Below are 20,368 nucleotides of genomic sequence, written 5' to 3' on the forward strand. Positions count from 1 at the left end.
TCATGGATTTTTCTATCATAGGCGAGAGCTTGGATATCTACATTGATGGCTTATACACCACATTATGGTTGGTTGCGGCAGCACTGATTATTGGCTTAGCGTTTGCGATTCCGATTGCGATTGCGCGTAACAGTAAGAACTGGTTATTGGTCGCCCCGACTTGGTCGTTTATTTATTTCTTTAGAGGGACACCACTTCTGGTTCAGCTGTATCTTATTTACTATGGTATGGATCAGTTTATTCCGGTTAAAGATACCTTATGGGAGCACGCTTGGTTCTGTGCTTTAGTCGCGTTTGCTCTTAACACCTGTGCCTATACTTCCGAAATTATTCGTGGCGCAATTAATGGGTTATCAAAAGGTGAGATTGAGGCGGCAAAAGCGTACGGTATGAGTCCATTTTTGACTTACAAGCGTATTATTCTACCGAGTGCGCTGCGCCGAGCATTGCCTGCATATAGTAACGAAGTGATTTTCATGATTCATGGCTCAGCAGTAGCAGGTATAATTACCATCATGGATATTACGGGTGCCGCTCGTTTGGTGAATTCACGTTATTACGCTCCGTTCGAGTCATTTTTGACTGCTGGACTGTTTTATATGTGTTTAACCTTTACTGTGATCTGGTTATTCAAGAGGGCAGAGAAACGCTTCCTAGCCTATATGAGACCTCTAGAGTCGAAATAAGAAAACAAAATGCCGACAGATGTCGGCATTTTTTATATAGGTACTAAGAGCATGCATTCCTGCTATTTGAATGAGCTCCAAATTGGAGCGTGGTCGGAAGGCTTTTCTATTGCGCGCAATTCATAGTCAACGTCTGATTCTACACACTTAGCGGCTAGACTTGGGGTGGCAAGAATCACATCGATGCGTAATCCTCGGTTGTCAGGGAAGCCCTTAGAGCGATAATCAAACCAAGAAAAACGATCATTTACCTGCGGATGAAGTTTGCGAAAGGTGTCCTCAAAGCCCCAATCTGTAAGGGTTTTAAGCCATTCCCGCTCTTCTGGTTGAAATGAACATTTTCCGCTCTTTAACCAACGCTTGCGATTAGGTTCACCAATCCCAATATCATCATCTGTTGGGCTAATATTGATATCACCCATTACAATCACTTGTTCATCATTGCTATGGTGAGTATTGAGATAGCCCATCAAATCTTTATAAAACTGACGTTTATATGGGTACTTGGTCTCATGACTAATGTTATCACCTTGCGGGAAGTAGCCGTTGAGAATAGTAACCGGCTGACCTTGCTCATCCTCAACTGTGACCATAATCATACGCTTTTGGTGATCTTCGTTATCCGTTGGAAAGCCTTTAACAACACTGATGGGTTGTTTCTTGCATAACATAGCCACGCCGTAGTGCGCTTTTTGTCCGTGATGAAACACCTTGTAGCCCATAGCCTCAACGTCTTGCAATGGAAAGGCTTCGTCATGAACCTTGATCTCTTGCAGGCCAATAACGTCCGGTTGATGTTTATCGATGATGGCTTGCAGTTGATGTAATCTGGCACGTAAGCCATTAATATTGAAGCTAATTACCTTCATGTTTTTCCCAGTTTGGTTACCTTACATCCATTGTAACCATAAGCGAGGGTATCGAGTATGTCAGTTGATAACAATTTTCATCTTTGGCTATCGTTTGCTTGTTTTTTGCGCTGTAGATCTTGTTTTACTATCTCAAGCGCAGATAGTGCGATCTCTGGAGAGATGTCATTACTCTCTAGAAGATAGATCAGGTCTACCGCTAACTTAACATCGGACGGTGCGTTATCTAAAGGGGAGTTGTTGTCAGCCATTATTGATGTTGCTCTCGGTAGGTGATCTGTTTTTCAAGTTTGACGATTGCCTGCTTACATCGTTCTAAGCGCTGGTCTGTCTTTAGTACTTCTTGTTGGGCATGGCTGCGATTAAAACCGCTCGCTTGCTCCAAAGCGTTATTTTTATCGATAACTAATTCTTGTAGCCTACGTTCCCACTCTTTGTGTTGCGCCAATTCTTGATAGAGCTGATTTATTGGCTTTCGATAGTAGCTTGAGTGTTTGGGCTCATCTTTACGAAAATGGGAGGTAGAAATCTCTCGTTGTAGGGCGCTTATCTGAGATACAAGTCTTTCAGTAAGGTATTGGGCGCGAGGGGTCGTAAGTCGCTGGTGTCGTTGTTCAGAGCATATTGATTCAAAGGTGCGGCTAGCTTCATCTACGCACGGTACCAGAAGTTTTGCGCGACATTGAAAAAGCCCACTATCAAATAAAGGGAGATGGTGCTCTCCTCTCTTTTTATCCAATTGTGCGGCATAGTGTTTTAGTTGAGTGAGCTTCTCTGAAAGCCTTGAAAAATCCGCCATTAGGTGTCCTTATAAGGTAACAAACCACGCTTCGATAGCCAATTTAACTGCAAGTATAGTGACAACGGTGATGAAGACAGGACGTATAAATTTCGCTCCAAATCGTATCGCTGAATGCGCACCGATAAAGGCGCCTAGCATCAGGCATACACCCATAGTTAACCCCAACATCCAATTGATGTGTCCGAGTAATGCGAAGGTTATTAACGAGGTAACATTACTGGTAAAGTTCATCGCTTTTGAAAGACCGGATGCCAATAAGATATTGAGGCGATGTAACGCCATACTACTCACGGTCCAAAAGGCGCCAGTACCAGGTCCTGCGACCCCATCATAGAATCCTAGGCTAAGACCCTGTCCTATCTGAGTATAGGTATGCTTAGTCGTTGGCTCTGGCATATTGTTGGTGTTGGCATGAGGCGTTTTATGAAAGATGGTATACAGTGCCGCTGCCAAAATGATAAGAGGCAGCGCTTTATCGAGCCACTCGGTTGAAATGGCATCGACAACCAAGGTGCCGATGGTTGCGCCAATTAAGGTGGCAATAAAACACGGTAACCACAACTTTGGCTTAAAGAGCTTTTTCTTGTAATACGTAAGCGCGGCAGTAGATGAAGCAAAACTGGCTGCGAGCTTATTGGTACCTAAAGCTATATGAGGGGGAAGCCCCATTGACAGTAATGTTGGCACAGTTAGCATGCCGCCACCGCCGGCAACTGCATCAATAAATCCTGCCACAAAAGCGACTACGCCCAATAGTAGTAACATGGACGGTTCCAAATATTCCATCTGTATAATGCTGCCTATTTATTCAATTCGTCGTTTAAAGGGAGGTAATGAGTCGAGTAGGGCTTTACCATAGCGCTTTGATACTAAACGACGGTCGAAGATTACGACTCTACCAGAATCGTTCTCTTTTCGCAGTAGGCGCCCTACAGATTGAATCAATTTTTTACTCGCCTCTGGGACAGATATCTGCATAAACGGATTTCCTCCCCTTTGTTCTATATATTCTGCGTGTGCCTCTTCCACCGGTGAGGTGGGAACTGCGAATGGTATCTTGGTAATCACTAGGTTTTCTAGAAGCTTACCGGGCAAGTCTAAGCCTTCAGAAAAACTGCCAGTACCAAATAAAATACTTGTTTTTCCTTTATTGATCATCTTTTTATGGTTGCTGATGATCTCCATGCGGGACGCATCACCTTGAACTTGAAGGTACCATCCTTTTTTTTGCAGTTTAGGTTCTAGCTTTTGCGCTACTTGATTCATCTGCCAATAAGAGGCAAAAAGTACCAGATTGGCTTTGTCGGCTTCTAGCCAGTCAATAAGCTGCTCTGCAAGATAATCGGTAAACTGAGGCGCGGCCGGTTCGTATTTAAGTTTTGGGATAATAAGCTCAGCGTTATTTTGATAGTCAAATGGTGAAGCTAGAGCCAAAAACTGGGTAGCGTCTTCTCTGTCCATAGAGATCCCACTTTCAAAACAAAAATATTGGAATGAATTGAGTGCGCGTAGGGTGGCGGATACTGCCACTGCACCGACACATTTTTGCCACAGTTGTTTTTCTAAAACGCGGCCTACTTCCAGCGGTGAGACACTTACCGTGAAGTCATTCTCTCGTTCTTTGCTTATCTCAAACCAGCGCGCTAAAGGCGCACCTTTTTCTTTAATCGGCTCTGCCATTAAAGACCATACCTTGGCAAGATTTTCCAGTCGTTGTAAGAAGAAGCCACTTTCCGCTAATGCGGGTTCAGCAAGCTTGGCCGAGAGTTCGCCGTCTTTGACTCGTTCGCTAATGAGTTCGATAACCTTGGCTAACGCCAAGCTGGCTTTGTGGGTGGTCGTTTTGAGCTCTTTACTTACATTAGTTAGCCAGTCGGGAAGCTCGCCATTTTCAAAGCGATAGACCCCATCCTTGAATTGCTCTGGGTTAAGGGTGCGTGCCACCTGCAATAGGTTAGGGATGGTATCGGCAATTGATGACTGCAACTCAGATAAAAAGCGGTCGACCCGCGATGCTTCGGCCAGAGTACTTATTTTAGATGAGTTTTTATTTAGGGTTTCTAACCAAGCTGCGACGCCTTTTAGGCTTGCCGATGCCGAGGCGTGATCACGTGCTACCCGAGGAAGGTGATGGGCTTCGTCAAAAACATAAATGGTTTGTTCTGGTTCAAACAGAATAACGCCACCACCAAGGTCAAGGTCGGCCATCACCAGACTATGATTTGCAATTACAACATCTGCCTTGTCGAGCTCTGAGCGCGATTTTTGGAAAGGGCAGTTGCGGTGAGCGGGTAGCCCATTATTACAGCTGTGCTTGTCGCTGACGATACTTTGCCAAACTGAGTCCTTGATTGGTTTTGGCCAGGAGTCTCTATCGCCATCCCATTTGTTGTCAGATAGTGCCTTATATAGACGCTGTAACAGGTCGATATCACTCTTGTTTGGTTTTGTTTCAAACATCGCTATTTGGGAGTCTTCAGCGCCGGCGGCAATGGCTAATTTTTCGGCGCAGCAATAGCGTTGTCTCCCTTTTGCCAATATGAATGAAAATTCAAAGTCGACCAACCTTCGATATAAGGGCAAGTCTTTATTAATTAACTGCTCTTGTAGTGCAACGGTAGCGGTTGAGATGACCACTTTGCGGTTATTGAACTTTGCTACAGGGATAGTTGCCATTAAGTAAGCCAAAGACTTACCTATGCCTGTTCCAGCTTCAGCCACAATAGTACGTCGAGATTTATGGTATTCGCCGGTTAGGGTTTTTGCTATTTCTGCCACTAGATAATTTTGCGCACGACGCGGAATGAAATTGTCGAGTTGAGCATGCAAGTTTTTATAACTGCCACGAATGGCATCTTGGATTTTTCGGTTCATGGCTAGGCTATTGATAAGTGACAAAATTGATTATACCACAGCTTAACAATGTGGTTGTAAATGTGCGTTAAATCACATTTTGATCAATAAGTGGTGCGTAAGCATCAAAACTAGGAATTTTTTTTAAATTGCAGTGTCGCAAAATATTCAGTCTTTATATGCGCTCAATTGCGTCACTTTTGGAGTATTAGTCTGTATTTTATGTATTTTTATATTTTTTATATCGAGTTAATGATTGGTTTAGGTATGTTTTACTTTTGTTTCATTTGGTCGCATTTATGTGATCGCTATTTATTTATTTTATATAAGTCATTGTATTTAAAGTGTTTTATTTTTATAAAAACATATAACTCATGGATTTGACAATGTTTTATAAATTTCGCAATGTGTCTGCGGGTTCAGAACATTACAAATCTCAAACACTGATTTTTGAATTCTAATAAAAATTACAATTTTTCCGAGTCAACCATTTTAGATTCGAGTTACAAATAAAGGATGTGAGTTAACATGAAAAAAACACTATTAGCCCTAGCTGTAGCATCTCTAGCTGCAACTTCTGTAAACGCAGCAGAAATCTACAAGTCAGACGACGGTTCAGTAGACTTTTACGGTCAACTACGTCAAGAACTTCGTTTTGAAGAGAAAAATGACCACGATGCAACATTGAGCTCTGGTTCTTCTCGTACAGGTGTTAAGGGTCAATACGCAATCACAGATAGCGTAGATGTAGTAGGCCTTGTTGAGCTAGGCATTCGCGACAACACTGACGTTAACGTACGTCAGCACTATGTTGGTTTCGCTGGTGACTTCGGTACAATCAAATTTGGTAAGCAGTGGATTACTTCGGATGACGTGTACGGCGCTGATTACTCTTACTTCTTCGGTGGTTCTGCACTACGTCACGCAACACTTTCAGGCGCTCTACACGACTCACAAATCAAATACTCTTTTGATGGCGAAAACTTCTGGGTTAAAGGTGGTTGGGGTCTAAACGAAGGTGACTCGAACCAAGATCTTTACGAATTGTTTGTGGGTACATCTTTCGGTGATTTGGCATTGCACGTAGGTGCTGGTTACAACCGCGATCGCAATACTGAACTGGTTGATAATGTTACAGATCCAGATAACCCAACAACTCTAAATGCTGATCTTTCAAACACTTATGCAGAGTTTACTGCAGAGTACGGCCTTGGTGATAGCCTAATTGGTTTCACTTACTACTGGGCAACGTTAGAAAATGAAGCCAACGGCCATACTATCGATGAAAACGGTCTTTCTCTTGCAGGTATTTTCCAGATGATGGAAAAAACAGCACTTTACGGTGGTGTTGAATACACAATGCAAAAAGCTAACGACTTCGATTTCGACGAAGATGGTACAGTTGCATACGTTGGTATCGCGCACAAGTTTAACTCTTGGGCACGTGTATACGGTGAATACGGTTACGGCGACGGTACTACTCTAGGTTTCCACAACCAAGGTCAAGACGCTCAAGTTGCACCAACAACGGCTGATGCAGAAAGCAATTTCGCAATTGGCGCACGTTTCTACTGGTAATCACTAGTAAAACATAAGTACTTCAATGCCCAGCCTCAGTGCTGGGCATTTTCATTTCTGAAGACATAAAATCCCGCCTAAAAATGTTTTTTACCTTTTTTTATCTTCGTATTACCCCCTTTAAAACAGTGGCTTATAACTTGAATTGAAGCCTGAGAACATTTATCAAGATACGAGTTTTTAGCTGGCTGACTAATGCCGTGAAGCACTAGCGCAATCGTTTGTTTTTTATGTTAAAATCGCCTAGAAATGACGCGAGTCAAATCTATCAAAAACAGAAGCTGTCAACAGCTCTAATGAAAAACAGGATTTCCCCAAAATGTCACAATTAAAAGTTTGGTTTACAGTTTCCGAAGCTGAAGGACTGGTAAAAAGTGGTGGCTTGGCTGATGTAGGTAAGGCATTGCCAAAAGCACTACAAAATGCAGGTTCAGAGGTTGCGATTGCGATCCCAGGTTATGCCAAATTGCCTAATCTTGCTAATAGCCCGGTTATCTTAGAAACAGCACTTGAACATTGGCCACATACACCGTACGCGGTTCGTAAACTAGAGCTAGATGGTGTCGCTGTGTACGCATTCGAATGTGCGCAATATTTTAATCGTCCAGAAATGTATGCCGAGCGAAATCAAGCGTATGCGGACAATGGCGAACGCTTTGCTTTTTTTGCTGCGGCAAGCCTAGATGCGTTACCTAAACTGGGTTTCCAACCAGACATTATTCATGCTAATGATTGGCATACTGGTTTAGTACCGTTCTTGCTTAAAACGCGCTTTGTTCATGACGACTTTTTTAGTGCAACCAAGAGTGTAATTACTATCCATAATGCGTTGTTTAAAGGGAACTTCTCTTTAGATGAGGTGAATAACATCCCTGAACTTCGTGACGCACCAGCGGATAAGGTAGGCTATGGGTACAACGGTATTAGTACCCTGCGAGCAGGTATTCACTATGCTGATAAAGTGAATGCCGTAAGCCCAAATTATGCACAAGAGTTAAAGACTCCACTGGGCTCACATGGTTTGGTTCACGACTTTGTAGCTCGCTCTGAAGACTTCTGTGGCATTGTTAATGGTTGTGACTATAGTGAATGGTCCCCGTCAGCAGACCCATATTTGGCTAAGAAATACAAAGCAACCAAAGCCAGCCTTAAAACGGGCAAAGCGGCCAATAAAGCGGCTTTGCAAGAGCTAGTGCAATTGCCTGCTGCTAAGGTTCCTATGTATGGCATGGTGTGTCGTTTAACCCATCAAAAAGGCTTTCACTATTTACTACCGATATTAGAGAAGGTATTACACAATGATGTTCAGTTGGTGATTGTGGGTACTGGTGACCCTGAGATTGCAGCTCAACTTCATGCTGTATCTGAGCAATTTGGTGATAAATTTGCCTTTGTTGAAGCATACGATAACAAACTCGCTCACCTTGTAGAGGCGGGGGCTGACTTCTTCCTTATGCCTTCAGAATTCGAAGCGTGTGGACTAAATCAAATCTATTCTATGGCTTATGGCACCTTACCTATTGTACGCGCGGTTGGTGGACTAAAAGACACGGTTAATGATTATGATAGCGACCCCCAAACAGCGACTGGATTTGCATTTGATGAGCCGCAAGCGAGTGATTTGTTAGCTATTATGCAGCGTGCATTGATCCTGTACCTGCAAGACCCAGCGGAGTTTGCTAATTTGCAGCTACGCGCTATGAAGCAAGATTTCGGATGGAATATTGCCGCTGAACGTTATGTAGAGATGTATCGCAGCGCTTTATAATTAACTGAATAATCAATAATTTTATCAAAGCCTAGTTCGGATTTTTTCTGAACTAGGCTTTATTTATATATAAGACCACAAAAATGGGATTTAACTTTTAACCCAAATAGGCAGTAAAGTGTTTGGGAAATAGCGTGCATAAACTTACCCTATGCATGGAGGTGCAAGATATGGATTGGTCAAAGCGCTATGCATTGCTATTTATTACCCTAGTTATCGGTATAACTTGGGGATTTAATTATTATATATTTGAAAACCAGAATCATCTGGATATGTATACGTTGAGTATGATTATTCCAGGGGTTGTGGCGGTTTTGTTGAATCTTATACGCTATCAAAATATACAGGGTGTGATATCGCCTTTTAATAAACCTATATCGAGACAAATCATCGGTTTCTCTGTGGTTTATCCGGTGCTTTTCATTACTGTGTTGGCTGTATTAGATGTGCTGTGTTTGATAGGAACTATCGATTATCAAAGGCTAGAAACCTTACAGTGGTTCCCGTCACTATCGGTCGTAGTTACTGGCTTGTTGATTGTTTGCGCCGAAGAGTATGGATGGCGCGGATTTTTACTCCCTAATTTAGCTAAATGTTATGGAGAGCTATCCGCAACCATAGTGGTTGGGGTTGTATGGGCAGTATGGCATGTACCCGCTATTTTGTTTGTAGCCAAGCTCACTCAAGTTGGCAACGTATTTACCCTAGTTGGCGTACAAATATGCGCAATGTTCGTATTTTCACTGCCGTTTGCTTATTGCTACTTTAAGTCAGGCAGCATAGTGCCGCCGATACTGCTCCACTTTATATGGAACTATTACAATCCATTAATATTGGGGAGTATTTACAATAATCGACACGGTATTATTGATGGTGACATATTGGTAATTAACGGGGAAGGGGTCGCAGGCGTCGTGCTAGGTTCGCTATTTCTGCTTTGGTTTATTCCGCGATTGATGAAACGCAGATTGCCACCGATTTACTCGATATAGATATAAAAAAACGGCTACCTAATAGGTAGCCGTTTTTATAAGGGTATGATTATAATTTGTCAGTTAGCTCAACTGCTTGCCCGATATAGTTAGCAGGTGTCATCTGTTTAAGACGTACTTTTTCTGCTTCAGGAAGCTCTAGGCCGTCGATAAAGTTGCGCATTGCTTCACCATCCACGCGCTTACCACGAGTAAGCTCTTTTAGCTTCTCATAAGGCTTCTCAATGCCGTAACGACGCATAACGGTTTGTACCGGTTCAGCTAGTACTTCCCAGTTTTTATCTAGCTCAGCAAGTAGCGCCTCGTTGTTGATCTCAAGCTTGCTAATACCTTTAAGGGTTGAAGTATAAGCAATGATTGCATAGCCAACACCAACACCTAGGTTACGAAGTACTGTAGAGTCGGTCAGGTCACGCTGCCAGCGAGAGACAGGCAGTTTTTGTGCTAGGTGGCTAAATACAGCGTTCGCTAGACCTAGGTTACCTTCCGAGTTTTCAAAGTCGATTGGGTTAACCTTGTGTGGCATGGTTGAAGAACCAATTTCACCGGCAATCGTCTTCTGTTTGAAGTGACCTAGTGCAATGTAACCCCAGATATCGCGATCGAAATCGATCAAGATAGTGTTGAAACGTGCAATTGCATCAAATAGCTCTGCAATGTAATCGTGTGGTTCGATTTGAGTTGTGTAAGGGTTCCACGTAACACCAAGAGACTCAGTGATGAACTCTTCAGCGAATTGATGCCAATCTACTTCAGGGTAAGCGGATAGGTGAGCGTTGTAGTTACCTACTGCACCATTCACTTTACCTAGAATCTCAACCGCTTCGATCTGCTTGTATTGACGCTCCATACGGTACGCTACGTTTGCCATTTCTTTACCCATAGTGGATGGAGAAGCTGGTTGTCCGTGTGTACGAGATAGAAGTGGAATATCACGGTATTCAACAGAAAGTGCTTTTAGAGCATCAATGATATTCTTGATCTCAGGAAGAATCACAGTCTCACGGGCTTCTTTAAGCATCAGTGCGTGAGAGGTATTGTTGATATCTTCAGAGGTACATGCGAAGTGAATAAATTCATTTACTGCATGAAGCTCAGTAACATCGGCTACTTTCTCTTTTAGGAAATACTCAACCGCTTTAACGTCATGGTTAGTGGTGCGTTCGATTTCTTTAATACGGGCAGCGTCTTCTTCATTGAAGTTTGCAGCAAGGTTATCTAGAAATTGATTCGCTTCAGCGCTAAATGCAGGTACTTCTGCGATTTCCGCAGTTGCCGCTAGTTTTTGCAACCAACGGATTTCAACGATAGTACGGTACTTTAGGAGACCATATTCACTAAAGATGCTACGTAGGGCAATGGTTTTGCTTCCGTAACGGCCGTCTACTGGTGAAACAGCAGTTAATGCTGACAGTTCCATGATTTTCTCCTGAATTGAGTTTTCAAATTTTGTGAGGTTTATACCAGTAACAGCGAGCGTTGTCACTAATATTGCGCAATCGTTTGCGTTAAATTTATTGGTGGTAAATAGTGGCCCGCAAAAACAGCGAGCCAATCAATTAGATTCGAGCTAATAGGATTTCAGCTTGCTCTACCATCTTCTTGCGACTGAAGATAAGATGACGACGTTTTCCGCCAACCTGACGCCATAGAACAGCACTACGAATACCAGAAAGTAGTAGGGCTCTTACCTTATTTTGAACGCTGGTTTGTTGCAGCATGCTTGGGTTGCCGGTAACCTGAATGCGTGGCCCAATAGGGCTAACAACATCCAGGTAAATGCTGGCAAGATTGGATACCATTTGGTCATTAAATAGATCAAAGTGACCCGCTTGACGATCAGCTAGTTGAATGCGATCGCCCAGTTGCGCCATAGCGTCAGGACGTTGGCTGAGCTTACGCTCTAAAGCCATTAAACTGATGATGTAGCGAGTTAGGTCGTTGCCAGTTGCCGAGCTATCAATATTACGACTTAAGGTTTCTAATCCAAGCTGCAGGTCACGCTCGTGACCGAAAACAGCAAGGGTATTAGCAGGGGACATATTGATAATTGAACTAACAGAGGTTTCATACGCAGCTGAGTCACATTGTCCGGTTTGCGCCACCTTCTGTACTAGAGCGACGGCTTGGCAGATGCCGGCAAAAGCGATGGTACGGTCGTAATTTGTGTTTGCCACGTAAAAACTCCTAATTAGGTTAGATTCGTTTCTCTATGATGCCGCCACCTAGGCATACATCATCTTTATAAAATACCGCGGATTGCCCTGGTGTAACAGCAACTTGCGCTTCATCGAAGATAACTTTGATGTTGTCATCATCCATCGGAATAATGGTACATGCAATATCTTGTTGGCGATAGCGTGTTTTAACAGTACATGTCATTGGCTCACGAATTGGGGTGCGATCTACCCAATGTAATTGCGATGCCAGTAATCCCTCTGATTTCAGTAGTGGATGATCACCACCTTGTACCGCAATGAGTACGTTACGCTTTAGGTCTTTTTCTGCAACATACCATGGGTCTTCGTTACCACCGCCGCCTTTTTGGCCACCGATGTGCAAGCCTTTGCGTTGTCCAAGGGTATGGTACATTAGACCCATATGTTCGCCAATTTCTTTACCTTCAGGCGTTTCAATTTTACCCGGTTGAGCGGGCAAATAGCGAGAAAGGAAGTCCGTAAATTTGCGCTCACCAATAAAACAGATACCGGTTGAATCTTTTTTCTTAGCTGTAATTAAATCTTGCTCTTCGGCGATGCGGCGCACCTCTGGCTTTTCTAGATCACCAACTGGGAACAGGCTACGAGCGACTTGCTCATGGCTCAATGTATAGAGAAAATAGCTTTGGTCCTTATTGCTGTCTAAACCACGTAGCATTTTAGGCAATTCACCGTCCGCTTGTTGCTGTGCTGTAGGGAAAGTGCGACGCACGTAGTGACCCATAGCAATATAGTCAGCATCCAAAACCTCATCGGCAAACTCTAGGAATGCCTTAAACTTGATCTCTTTGTTGCACAAGATATCTGGGTTAGGAGTGCGACCTGCTTTGTATTCTTCGAGGAAGTATTCAAAAACATTGTCCCAGTATTCAGCAGCAAAGTTGATCTTATGGAGATGAATGCCAAGTTTGTCACACACCGCTTGTGCATCGGCAAGGTCATCAGCTGCTGTGCAGTACTCTTCGTTATCATCTTCTTCCCAGTTCTTCATGAACAGGCCTTCAACTTGGTAACCCTGCTGCTGAAGTAGATAAGCTGATACTGATGAGTCCACACCGCCTGACATACCGACGATAACTTTCTTTTGGCTATTGTTTGACATCCAAATTACACCACTGAATAAACACGGAGACGAATTCTAACAGAAACAAATTGACTGTGACAGTTCCGAGAGATAAATCACACTTCAATCTATCGTAAAAAGTGTGGTGAACAATCCATGCATTGTGATCAATAATAGCGGCTACATTTACACAAGTTATTAAGACTATGACCGAACAAAACGAAACTGAGCAACAGATCCTAGAAATTGTCGCTAATCAAATTGAGTCAGGTGAACCTAAAAAGGTCACTGAAACACTGATGCGCCTTATGATGACAGGCAATAGTCGCGAAGATGCCATGGCGTTGATTGGGTGCGCATTAGGTATTGAGCTATTTGATGTGGTTAACAATGGCGCTGAGTTTAATCTAAAGCGTTATAGTGAACATTTAGATCGCTTACCCGATATTGGATTTATGGAAGGGGAGTAAGGGCGCTACCATAAGCGACTAAAACAGGGCAATCGCTCGCCCCGGTAGCTTTTTGAACCGGGGCCAGTTGCAATGCCTGGCGTCAATTTCATATCGCAAACCCAATCAATAGCTGAGTATGTACAGATCCCACCGGCGCAGGTACGAAAAATTGGCTACATCCGGTGTCTAATAGCCAATCTTTTACCGCCGAACCTCGTTACTCCGCTTCTCTCCATTCACCATTTGGTAAATCGCCTAAGGTATATTTACCAACCGAGTAACGAATTAACCTAAGGGTGGGATATCCGATATTGGCCGTCATGCGCCTTACTTGCCTATTACGCCCTTCGATTATGGTAATGGACAACCAAGTTGTTGGGATGGCTGCGCGAAATCGTACTGGAGGGGTTCTGTCCCATAGGTGCGGTTCAGCGATGACTTCTATCGTGGCAGGGAGTGTCATACCATCTTTTAACTTTACACCTTGACGCAACTTATCTAGGTCACTTTCACTTGGTGTCCCTTCAACTTGAGCCCAATAGGTTTTAGGTGATTTAGAGTTGGGTTGAGTTAATCTCGCTTGCAATATCCCATCGTTCGTAAGCAGGAGTAATCCCTCACTGTCTCGGTCTAAACGACCAGCCGCGTAAACATCTTTCACTTTAACGAAGTCCGCTAGGGTTTGCCGACCGTCGCCATCAGTAAACTGGCTGAGTACGTCAAATGGTTTATTGAACAAGATCACCTTTCTATCCTCGGGTGACACCCTTGGTTTTGATCTATTGCTATAGGATGTACGACCTTTAGATTTTGCCACTGGCGTGCCCGATGGCTTACTTTTGGGATGAGAAAAATGGCGTGGCCTTTGAGACATGTTAACTACCTTGCAAAATTGTAAACAAACTGTGCGAGTAATTTCTAATGGATTAAGAATTGTTTTATGATGCGCACTGCACTGGTTATTTTAATCAATATCGTAATAGATTGATATTATGCGCCACTTTTTGTTAGGTTAGGGTGGCATTTTATAAAAAAGTGGCCTATGAATCCGCACTTTAGTGCGTCGAATTGCATATTGAGCCACACCAAGCAAGATTATCGCATGAAGCGATTTATTAATATTGTAAGCAATTGATCTTCTATTCACAGCAGTGAAGAGACAGAAAAATTATAAAAATAGGGAAATTTCATGTCTGTACAAAAGCCCACGATTATTTATACCATTACTGATGAAGCGCCAGCACTAGCAACATACTCGTTATTGCCTATGATTCAAGCGTTCACTGCTTCGTCTGGTATTGCCGTAGATACACGGGATATCTCTCTAGCAGGGCGTATCCTTGCTAACTTTTCTGAATACGTAAAACCTGAACAGCGAATTAATGATGCACTTTCTGAGCTTGGTGAGTTAGCCAAAAAACCAGAAGCGAACATTATTAAACTGCCAAATATTTCCGCTTCTGTTCCCCAGTTAAAGGTTGCTATCGCTGAATTGCAAGCCAAGGGATACGCTTTACCTGACTATCCAGAAGAGCCAAGCACAGACGAAGAAAAAGTGGTTCAGGCAATCTACGATAAAATCAAAGGGAGCGCCGTAAACCCAGTGCTTCGTGAGGGCAATTCAGATCGCAGAGCGCCAACCTCAGTTAAAAATTACGCTAAGAAAAACCCCCATTCTATGGGCAAATGGGAAACGAGCTCTAAAACTCATGTCTCTAGTATGCAAAGTGGTGACTTCTTTGGCAGTGAGACATCGACGACTGTTGAGGGCGACAAGCAAGTTAAAATTGAATTACGCGCAGCTGATGGTAGCGTCAAGACCCTAAAATCAGAACTCCCACTGCTTGATAAAGAGATCATAGATACTGCGGTAATGAATAAGGCGTCATTAGTGCAGTTCTTTGAACAGCAGATTGAAGATGCTAAGCAGAATGACGTTTTGCTTTCTCTGCATATGAAAGCAACCATGATGAAGGTGTCAGACCCTGTCATTTTTGGTATTGCGGTTAAGGTATACTACAAAGCTGTATTTGATAAGCATTCACAAGTATTTGAACAGCTGGGTGTTGATGTAAATAACGGTATTGGTGATGTATATGCCAAGATAGAAACCTTACCAGAACAGCAAAAACAACAAATTTTAGATGATTTAGACGCGGTCTATAATACCCGTCCAGCCCTTGCTATGGTTGATTCTGATCGCGGTATTACTAACTTGCATGTACCTTCAGATGTGATTGTGGATGCATCAATGCCTGCTATGATTCGCTCTTCTGGTCAAATGTGGGGACCTGACGGTAAGCAAAAAGATACCAAAGCAATGATCCCAGATCGTTGTTATTCTGAGGTTTACCAAGCGGTTATCAGCTTTTGTAAACAGCATGGTGCATTTGACCCGACAACAATGGGAAGTGTGCCTAACGTAGGCTTGATGGCGCAAAAGGCAGAAGAGTACGGTTCGCACGATAAAACCTTCGTTATATCCAAGGCGGGTAGTGTAGTCGTTACTGATGCCAACGGAACTGTTGTTCTTGAGCAGTCAGTTGAAGAGGGTGATATTTTCCGTATGTGTCAGGTAAAAGACGCTCCGATCCAAGATTGGGTGAAACTGGCCGTAAACCGCGCTCGCTTATCAAATACCCCAGCGGTATTTTGGTTAGACAGCAATCGAGCTCATGATGCTGAGCTTATCAAAAAAGTAGAAGTTTACTTAGCTGAGCATGATACTGCTGGCCTAGACATCCAAATATTATCTCCAGTGGATGCGACCCTGTTTTCATTAGAGCGCATTGCCAAAGGAGAAGATACCATCTCAGTTACGGGCAATGTGCTACGTGATTATTTGACGGACTTATTCCCTATTTTGGAGTTGGGTACATCGGCGAAGATGCTATCTATTGTACCGCTGATGAACGGTGGTGGCTTGTTTGAAACCGGTGCTGGTGGCTCTGCTCCAAAACATGTTCAGCAAGTAGAGAAAGAGAATCACCTACGTTGGGATTCATTGGGTGAGTTCTTGGCGCTTGCAGCATCACTTGAACATTTAAGCGAAGTTACAGGCAATACGAAAGCGAAAGTACTGGCTACGACACTAGATGCCGCAACTGGACGTTTCTTGGATGAAAATAAATCCCCTTCGCGACGTGTTGGGGAGCTTGATAATCGTGGTAGCCATTATTATCTTGCAAGCTACTGGGCTGAGGCCTTGTCATTGCAGAATAAAGATTCAGAACTGGCAGCACACTTTGAATCTATCGCTAAGCAACTTCAAGCAAATGAAAGTGCAATTGTTGCTGAGTTAAATGAGGCTCAAGGCGTTGCTGGAGAATTAGGCGGGTATTATCTTCTTGATACTGAAAAAACGGAAAAGTTAATGCGCCCGAGCAAAACCCTGAATGCGATTATAAACGACTCGCTATAAAGTATTAAGGTTGCCACATGAGATTAAGCCCTGATTTTATAATCAGGGTTTTTTTTCTTTAACGAACAGTATCACGATATTTGATGGCTTATTTTGCTTGTGTTCTACAAAAAATGTGAGTTGAACCATAGTTTAGTTATATTTGTATTATTATAATCCCATTTCGTTTTTTGAGTGATATTAGGTATTGCGTTTGTCTTGGGCTGTCGTTTCAGATCTGTTAAGTATTATATTATTGGTCATCTTGGCAGTGGCACTACTACGTGCAAAAAACTCACTTATTAGGTTGATTGCCATAACTCAAAAAACAGAAGGGGGGGAAGAGGAAACCCGTAAGCAGCTTGCCAAGTTAAGTATGAACCGTTTTATTGTGGTGATAACTGTCGCCACCATTGCGGTAAAGACCGCGCTTCTACTAGGGGCGCTTGTGGATTTAGATGCCATAGATAAGAATGGTTTATTGGATGATTCGATTGTCCAATATGTTCAAGATTAAAAATAAAAAGGCCGCTCACTGAGCGGCCTTTTTGGTTCTGTATTAAACAGGTTATGCTTGCATTTGCCCTGTTATCAATAGATATATCGAAACTACAGCTAAAATTAAAAGCGCAGCTTCAATACACTTATCTAGGTTAGAGTAAACCTTTTCACCTGCTTTCATCCGAGCTCTATGAGTGAAACGGAAAAATGGGATACCAATGGCATATAAGATGGTTGCCAGCAATTGATAATTAAGTCCTGCGGCGGTGATAAGCCATAAACAAAATAGGGCAGTGGTAGCAGATAATGCTACGTAGCCATAGTTACGCTTACTAAGTCCAAGCTCTTTATAGTTGATTGATAACTTAAGTAGATATAAGCAACTAAGTAGGTAGCAAGGCAGTACAATAACCGAAGCGATATTGATTGCTGCAAGGTATACGTTTTCGAACATCACAACCATTAATACACACAATTGCATAAATGCGGTTGATACATTGAGTGCTATGATTGGGGCGTCATTTTTATTGGTACGAGCGAATACTTTAGGAAACTCGCCAGTCTTGCCTGCTTCATAAGGAACCTCTGCTACCAATATAGTCCAAGCAACTAGAGCACCAAATACAGAAACCAACACACAAAGGTTAACCAGTAGACGACCATTAGAACCGATAGCAGCTTCTAGCAATGATGCTGCGGAAGGGTTAGGGAGTTGCGCTAATTCGGCTTGTGGCAAGATGCCAAAAGATAGGATTGAAATCAGGCTATACATAGTAATTGCAACTAAGAACCCAATTAGAGTCGCTTTGCCAACATCTGATTTGTTGCGCGCTCGTCCAGATAATACAACCGCACCCTCAATTCCAACGAAACACCACAGGGTTACCATCATGGTACTCTGAATCTGTCCAAAAACAGAACCCAATTGGTTTTCATTACCCCATACATCAACTGAAAGCATACTGCTATCATAGCTATAGAGAACGATACCAATAATCACTAATAGACCAATCAGTTTCACCACTGTTGATATGATGTTTACGAAAGATGAGCTGTTGGTTCCACGTAACGCTAAGGTGTTCATACCCCATAGTAGTACAGAGCATAAAATCACGGTTTCAATACCATGATTGAGTAGTATTGGGAAAAATAATCCAAGAGAATCGTTGAGCATAACCGCAAGGGCAACGTTGCCCATACATGTCATCAGCCAATAGCCCCAAGCAGAATGGAAGCCTATATACTCACCAAAGCCTGCCTTTGCATAAGAGAAAATGCCTGAGTTAAGGTGGGGTTTATGCTGGGCAAGGATTTTAAATGTTTGGACCAACAATAGCATGCCGATACCGGTTATGAGCCAAGCGAGGCCGACCGCCCCAATTGAGGCTTGCTCTGCCATATTTTGTGGAATGCTAAAGATACCACTTCCTATCATAGAGCTAAATACGATAGCAATCAGGCCGATGAGGCCAACAGTGTTTTTTTTACTCATTGATTTAATTCAACCGTAAATAAAGCAAATTAGCTTGCTTTTAATTTAATTCGGCCAAATCCGTCTAGCCATACAAGCGCGCTAATATGGAGCTAAAGCTCATTACATGCGCAACTGAGAGCAGATATTATAACTGCTTATAGTTAGCATAAATATTGCGTGGCTCAACAATCTATCATTGCGATTATGATCAGTTTCACAGCTAGGGTAAATCGTGGTTCACTAGCATATCCCGATACCCTTGTTGGATTTTCATACAAAATGAAAAGTTAGGTTTCGTGCAACTTATTGCAGAATAATGCTAGAGTGGTCTAACCACTACTTTAGGAACGCGCCATGGCTAAGTGGATATTGTCGTTATCACTTTGTATGTTTATCGTCGGATGTACTAAATCAGAACCAGACATGGGGCTAAATTATGATCCGAGTAATCACAATCAACAGGTTGTATTAGTACACGGTCTAGCTCGCAGCGGTGAATCTATGCAAGCCATGTCCAATATGATCAAGAAACTGGGTTATCAGGTTTGTGTGGTTGATTACCCTACTTTAGTGATGTCGGTCGAAACCACTCTCGAGAAAAGCGCCGCTCAGATAGAACATTGTGTCACTCAATTTAAGCTGCAACCCACTCAAGCCCATCAATTAAGAGAGATCCACTTTGTGGGACATTCACTTGGTGGATTGATGATCCGTAATTATTTGGGAACTCATCCTAATTTTGTGAACTCTAAAATGATGGGCAAAGTGGTGTTTGTTGGTACACCCAATCATGGGAGTGATGTGGCGGATTTTTTTGCGAAGTTTTGGCTGTTACCCTTGGCTGGCGATACTGCAAAATCATTAACGAGTCAGCCCAATAGCTTGCCAAACTCCCTTCCTAAACCAAACTATGAGTTTGGTGTGATTGCGGGAATACACAGTTATCCAATCCTTAAGTATATGTTCAATAACGAAAATGATGGTTTAGTATCGGTTAAATCGGCAAGGTTGGAGGGCATGCAAGATTTTATTGAGGTAGATGTTAAGCATGATAGTTTGCGTAGCGATCCACATGTAACGCAACTCATTACACGCTATATATCTCATGGTCAATTTCTGGATAAGGGAACGGAAACGTACAGTGTCCATTAGTTGATGTCGAGGGCATATAATTTGGACATAAAAAAAGAGGCGTTAGCCTCTATTTCTATATGGTACGACGTTATTTCGATGCGTCGGCTTCTAATGGAGTAATAGCACTGGCGTGGTAGCCCTTAGGACCTTGCTCAACTTCATAGGTTACGGTTTGACCTGCTTTAAGTGTCCGATACCCGTCCATTTGGATTGTTGAGTAGTGTGCAAATACATCTGAATCTTCATCTTCTGAGCAAATAAACCCAAATCCTTTGGCATTGTTAAACCATTTAACTGTACCTGTTGCCATGCTTTACATCCTTTTGCATAAAAATTGTGTCGCTGAGTATTAGTCGCCTCGCAGGCGTGATGTCTAATAAGAAAGTGACGAGATTTTCATATTAGACAATTTCAAATTTAGACAAAGAACGGCTTTCGTCAATAAATAAGCAATAAAAAATGCATTATGGGGTGGTTAAGTTGAGCTAGAAGCTGATATGAATCATGTAAAGAGCAAAGTGGTGTGGCTGGTCTGATTTTTCATAATTGATTAACTATCATTCAGATAGCAATCTTT

At 42.7% G+C, this 20,368-nt stretch carries 19 protein-coding genes; 8 read left to right on the forward strand and 11 right to left on the reverse strand.

Going from position 1 to position 20,368, the window contains the following annotated elements; genetic code table 11:
• The first annotated feature begins 2 nt into the window (after window positions 1-2).
• Window positions 3-686, forward strand: coding sequence for an ABC transporter permease (locus OCU28_RS04500; RefSeq protein ID WP_261817147.1), 684 nt, complete (start codon window positions 3-5; stop codon window positions 684-686).
• A 62-nt stretch (window positions 687-748) separates the two neighbouring features.
• Here OCU28_RS04500 and xthA read toward each other — a convergent pair whose 3' ends face one another.
• The 5 genes from xthA to dinG all read right to left on the reverse strand — a co-directional run bounded on the left by xthA (window position 749) and on the right by dinG (window position 5,231).
• On the reverse strand, window positions 749-1,555 hold the full coding sequence (gene xthA, locus OCU28_RS04505) for an exodeoxyribonuclease III (protein ID WP_261817148.1): 807 nt from the start codon (window positions 1,553-1,555) through the stop codon (window positions 749-751).
• 77 nt (window positions 1,556-1,632) lie between these two features.
• A complete protein-coding gene (rsmS, locus tag OCU28_RS04510) occupies window positions 1,633-1,806 on the reverse strand; it encodes a pleiotropic regulatory protein RsmS (RefSeq protein ID WP_390623797.1) in 174 nt (57 codons plus the stop codon).
• Complete coding sequence (locus OCU28_RS04515; RefSeq protein WP_261817149.1) at window positions 1,806-2,354, reverse strand: primosomal replication protein; 549 nt, start codon at window positions 2,352-2,354, stop codon at window positions 1,806-1,808. Before OCU28_RS04515 ends, rsmS begins: the two co-directional genes overlap by 1 nt.
• A gap of 9 nt (window positions 2,355-2,363) precedes the next feature.
• On the reverse strand, window positions 2,364-3,143 hold the full coding sequence (locus OCU28_RS04520; RefSeq protein ID WP_261817150.1) for a sulfite exporter TauE/SafE family protein: 780 nt from the start codon (window positions 3,141-3,143) through the stop codon (window positions 2,364-2,366).
• 18 nt (window positions 3,144-3,161) lie between these two features.
• The gene (dinG, locus tag OCU28_RS04525) at window positions 3,162-5,231 is read right to left on the reverse strand and encodes an ATP-dependent DNA helicase DinG (RefSeq protein ID WP_261817151.1); all 2,070 of its coding nucleotides are present in this window, start codon (window positions 5,229-5,231) and stop codon (window positions 3,162-3,164) included.
• Window positions 5,232-5,738: 507 nt separating this feature from the next.
• Here dinG and OCU28_RS04530 point away from each other — a divergent pair.
• The 3 genes from OCU28_RS04530 (at window position 5,739) to OCU28_RS04540 (ending at window position 9,548) form a co-directional block, all read left to right on the forward strand.
• Window positions 5,739-6,788: a porin gene (locus OCU28_RS04530; protein WP_261817152.1), complete on the forward strand. Its 1,050-nt coding sequence runs from the start codon at window positions 5,739-5,741 to the stop codon at window positions 6,786-6,788.
• 319 nt (window positions 6,789-7,107) lie between these two features.
• Window positions 7,108-8,556, forward strand: coding sequence for a glycogen synthase GlgA (gene glgA, locus OCU28_RS04535; RefSeq protein WP_261817153.1), 1,449 nt, complete (start codon window positions 7,108-7,110; stop codon window positions 8,554-8,556).
• 134 nt (window positions 8,557-8,690) lie between these two features.
• Window positions 8,691-9,548 (forward strand): CPBP family intramembrane glutamic endopeptidase, encoded by an 858-nt coding sequence (locus tag OCU28_RS04540; protein WP_261817154.1) that lies wholly within the window; start codon window positions 8,691-8,693, stop codon window positions 9,546-9,548.
• A 49-nt stretch (window positions 9,549-9,597) separates the two neighbouring features.
• On the opposite strand, the gene purB is transcribed toward OCU28_RS04540, so the two are convergent.
• The 3 genes from purB to mnmA form a co-directional block, all read right to left on the reverse strand.
• Window positions 9,598-10,968 (reverse strand): adenylosuccinate lyase, encoded by a 1,371-nt coding sequence (gene purB, locus OCU28_RS04545; protein ID WP_261817155.1) that lies wholly within the window; start codon window positions 10,966-10,968, stop codon window positions 9,598-9,600.
• Window positions 10,969-11,107: 139 nt separating this feature from the next.
• On the reverse strand, window positions 11,108-11,725 hold the full coding sequence (gene hflD / locus OCU28_RS04550; protein WP_261817156.1) for a high frequency lysogenization protein HflD: 618 nt from the start codon (window positions 11,723-11,725) through the stop codon (window positions 11,108-11,110).
• Between the two features lie 19 nt (window positions 11,726-11,744).
• Window positions 11,745-12,869 carry a tRNA 2-thiouridine(34) synthase MnmA gene (gene mnmA / locus OCU28_RS04555; protein WP_261817157.1) on the reverse strand — a complete coding sequence of 375 codons (1,125 nt, stop codon included), beginning with the start codon at window positions 12,867-12,869 and terminating at the stop codon, window positions 11,745-11,747.
• 167 nt (window positions 12,870-13,036) lie between these two features.
• On the opposite strand from mnmA, the gene OCU28_RS04560 reads away from it, so the two are divergent.
• On the forward strand, window positions 13,037-13,300 hold the full coding sequence (locus tag OCU28_RS04560; protein ID WP_261817158.1) for a hypothetical protein: 264 nt from the start codon (window positions 13,037-13,039) through the stop codon (window positions 13,298-13,300).
• A 199-nt stretch (window positions 13,301-13,499) separates the two neighbouring features.
• Here the strand turns inward: OCU28_RS04560 and OCU28_RS04565 are convergent, their stop codons facing one another.
• Entirely contained in the window at window positions 13,500-14,156 is a 657-nt protein-coding gene (locus OCU28_RS04565) for a pseudouridine synthase (RefSeq protein ID WP_261817159.1), read from the reverse strand.
• A 315-nt stretch (window positions 14,157-14,471) separates the two neighbouring features.
• On the opposite strand from OCU28_RS04565, the gene OCU28_RS04570 reads away from it, so the two are divergent.
• Entirely contained in the window at window positions 14,472-16,703 is a 2,232-nt protein-coding gene (locus OCU28_RS04570; protein WP_261817160.1) for an NADP-dependent isocitrate dehydrogenase, read from the forward strand.
• A gap of 193 nt (window positions 16,704-16,896) precedes the next feature.
• The gene (locus tag OCU28_RS04575) at window positions 16,897-17,199 is read left to right on the forward strand and encodes a hypothetical protein (RefSeq protein ID WP_261817161.1); all 303 of its coding nucleotides are present in this window, start codon (window positions 16,897-16,899) and stop codon (window positions 17,197-17,199) included.
• 51 nt (window positions 17,200-17,250) lie between these two features.
• Here OCU28_RS04575 and OCU28_RS04580 read toward each other — a convergent pair whose 3' ends face one another.
• Window positions 17,251-18,675 (reverse strand): basic amino acid/polyamine antiporter, encoded by a 1,425-nt coding sequence (locus OCU28_RS04580; RefSeq protein ID WP_261817162.1) that lies wholly within the window; start codon window positions 18,673-18,675, stop codon window positions 17,251-17,253.
• Window positions 18,676-19,011: 336 nt separating this feature from the next.
• On the opposite strand from OCU28_RS04580, the gene OCU28_RS04585 reads away from it, so the two are divergent.
• A complete protein-coding gene (locus tag OCU28_RS04585) occupies window positions 19,012-19,809 on the forward strand; it encodes an alpha/beta fold hydrolase (RefSeq protein WP_261817163.1) in 798 nt (265 codons plus the stop codon).
• 70 nt (window positions 19,810-19,879) lie between these two features.
• Here OCU28_RS04585 and cspD read toward each other — a convergent pair whose 3' ends face one another.
• Window positions 19,880-20,101, reverse strand: coding sequence for a cold shock domain-containing protein CspD (gene cspD, locus OCU28_RS04590; RefSeq protein ID WP_261817164.1), 222 nt, complete (start codon window positions 20,099-20,101; stop codon window positions 19,880-19,882).
• Between the last annotated feature and the right edge of the window lie 267 nt (window positions 20,102-20,368).

Origin of the sequence: Vibrio gallicus (genome assembly GCF_024346875.1) — a bacterium.
GTDB classification, from domain to species: Bacteria; Pseudomonadota; Gammaproteobacteria; order Enterobacterales; family Vibrionaceae; genus Vibrio; species Vibrio gallicus.

Coding starts and splice junctions, on each gene's coding strand:
- OCU28_RS04500 (WP_261817147.1), top strand. CDS start 3: ATGGATTTTTCTATCATAGGCGAGAGCTTGGATATCTACATTGATGGC.
- xthA (WP_261817148.1), bottom strand. CDS start 1,555: ATGAAGGTAATTAGCTTCAATATTAATGGCTTACGTGCCAGATTACAT.
- rsmS (WP_390623797.1), bottom strand. CDS start 1,806: ATGGCTGACAACAACTCCCCTTTAGATAACGCACCGTCCGATGTTAAG.
- OCU28_RS04515 (WP_261817149.1), bottom strand. CDS start 2,354: ATGGCGGATTTTTCAAGGCTTTCAGAGAAGCTCACTCAACTAAAACAC.
- OCU28_RS04520 (WP_261817150.1), bottom strand. CDS start 3,143: ATGGAATATTTGGAACCGTCCATGTTACTACTATTGGGCGTAGTCGCT.
- dinG (WP_261817151.1), bottom strand. CDS start 5,231: ATGAACCGAAAAATCCAAGATGCCATTCGTGGCAGTTATAAAAACTTG.
- OCU28_RS04530 (WP_261817152.1), top strand. CDS start 5,739: ATGAAAAAAACACTATTAGCCCTAGCTGTAGCATCTCTAGCTGCAACT.
- glgA (WP_261817153.1), top strand. CDS start 7,108: ATGTCACAATTAAAAGTTTGGTTTACAGTTTCCGAAGCTGAAGGACTG.
- purB (WP_261817155.1), bottom strand. CDS start 10,968: ATGGAACTGTCAGCATTAACTGCTGTTTCACCAGTAGACGGCCGTTAC.
- mnmA (WP_261817157.1), bottom strand. CDS start 12,869: ATGTCAAACAATAGCCAAAAGAAAGTTATCGTCGGTATGTCAGGCGGT.
- OCU28_RS04560 (WP_261817158.1), top strand. CDS start 13,037: ATGACCGAACAAAACGAAACTGAGCAACAGATCCTAGAAATTGTCGCT.
- OCU28_RS04565 (WP_261817159.1), bottom strand. CDS start 14,156: ATGTCTCAAAGGCCACGCCATTTTTCTCATCCCAAAAGTAAGCCATCG.
- OCU28_RS04570 (WP_261817160.1), top strand. CDS start 14,472: ATGTCTGTACAAAAGCCCACGATTATTTATACCATTACTGATGAAGCG.
- OCU28_RS04580 (WP_261817162.1), bottom strand. CDS start 18,675: ATGAGTAAAAAAAACACTGTTGGCCTCATCGGCCTGATTGCTATCGTA.
- OCU28_RS04585 (WP_261817163.1), top strand. CDS start 19,012: ATGGCTAAGTGGATATTGTCGTTATCACTTTGTATGTTTATCGTCGGA.
- cspD (WP_261817164.1), bottom strand. CDS start 20,101: ATGGCAACAGGTACAGTTAAATGGTTTAACAATGCCAAAGGATTTGGG.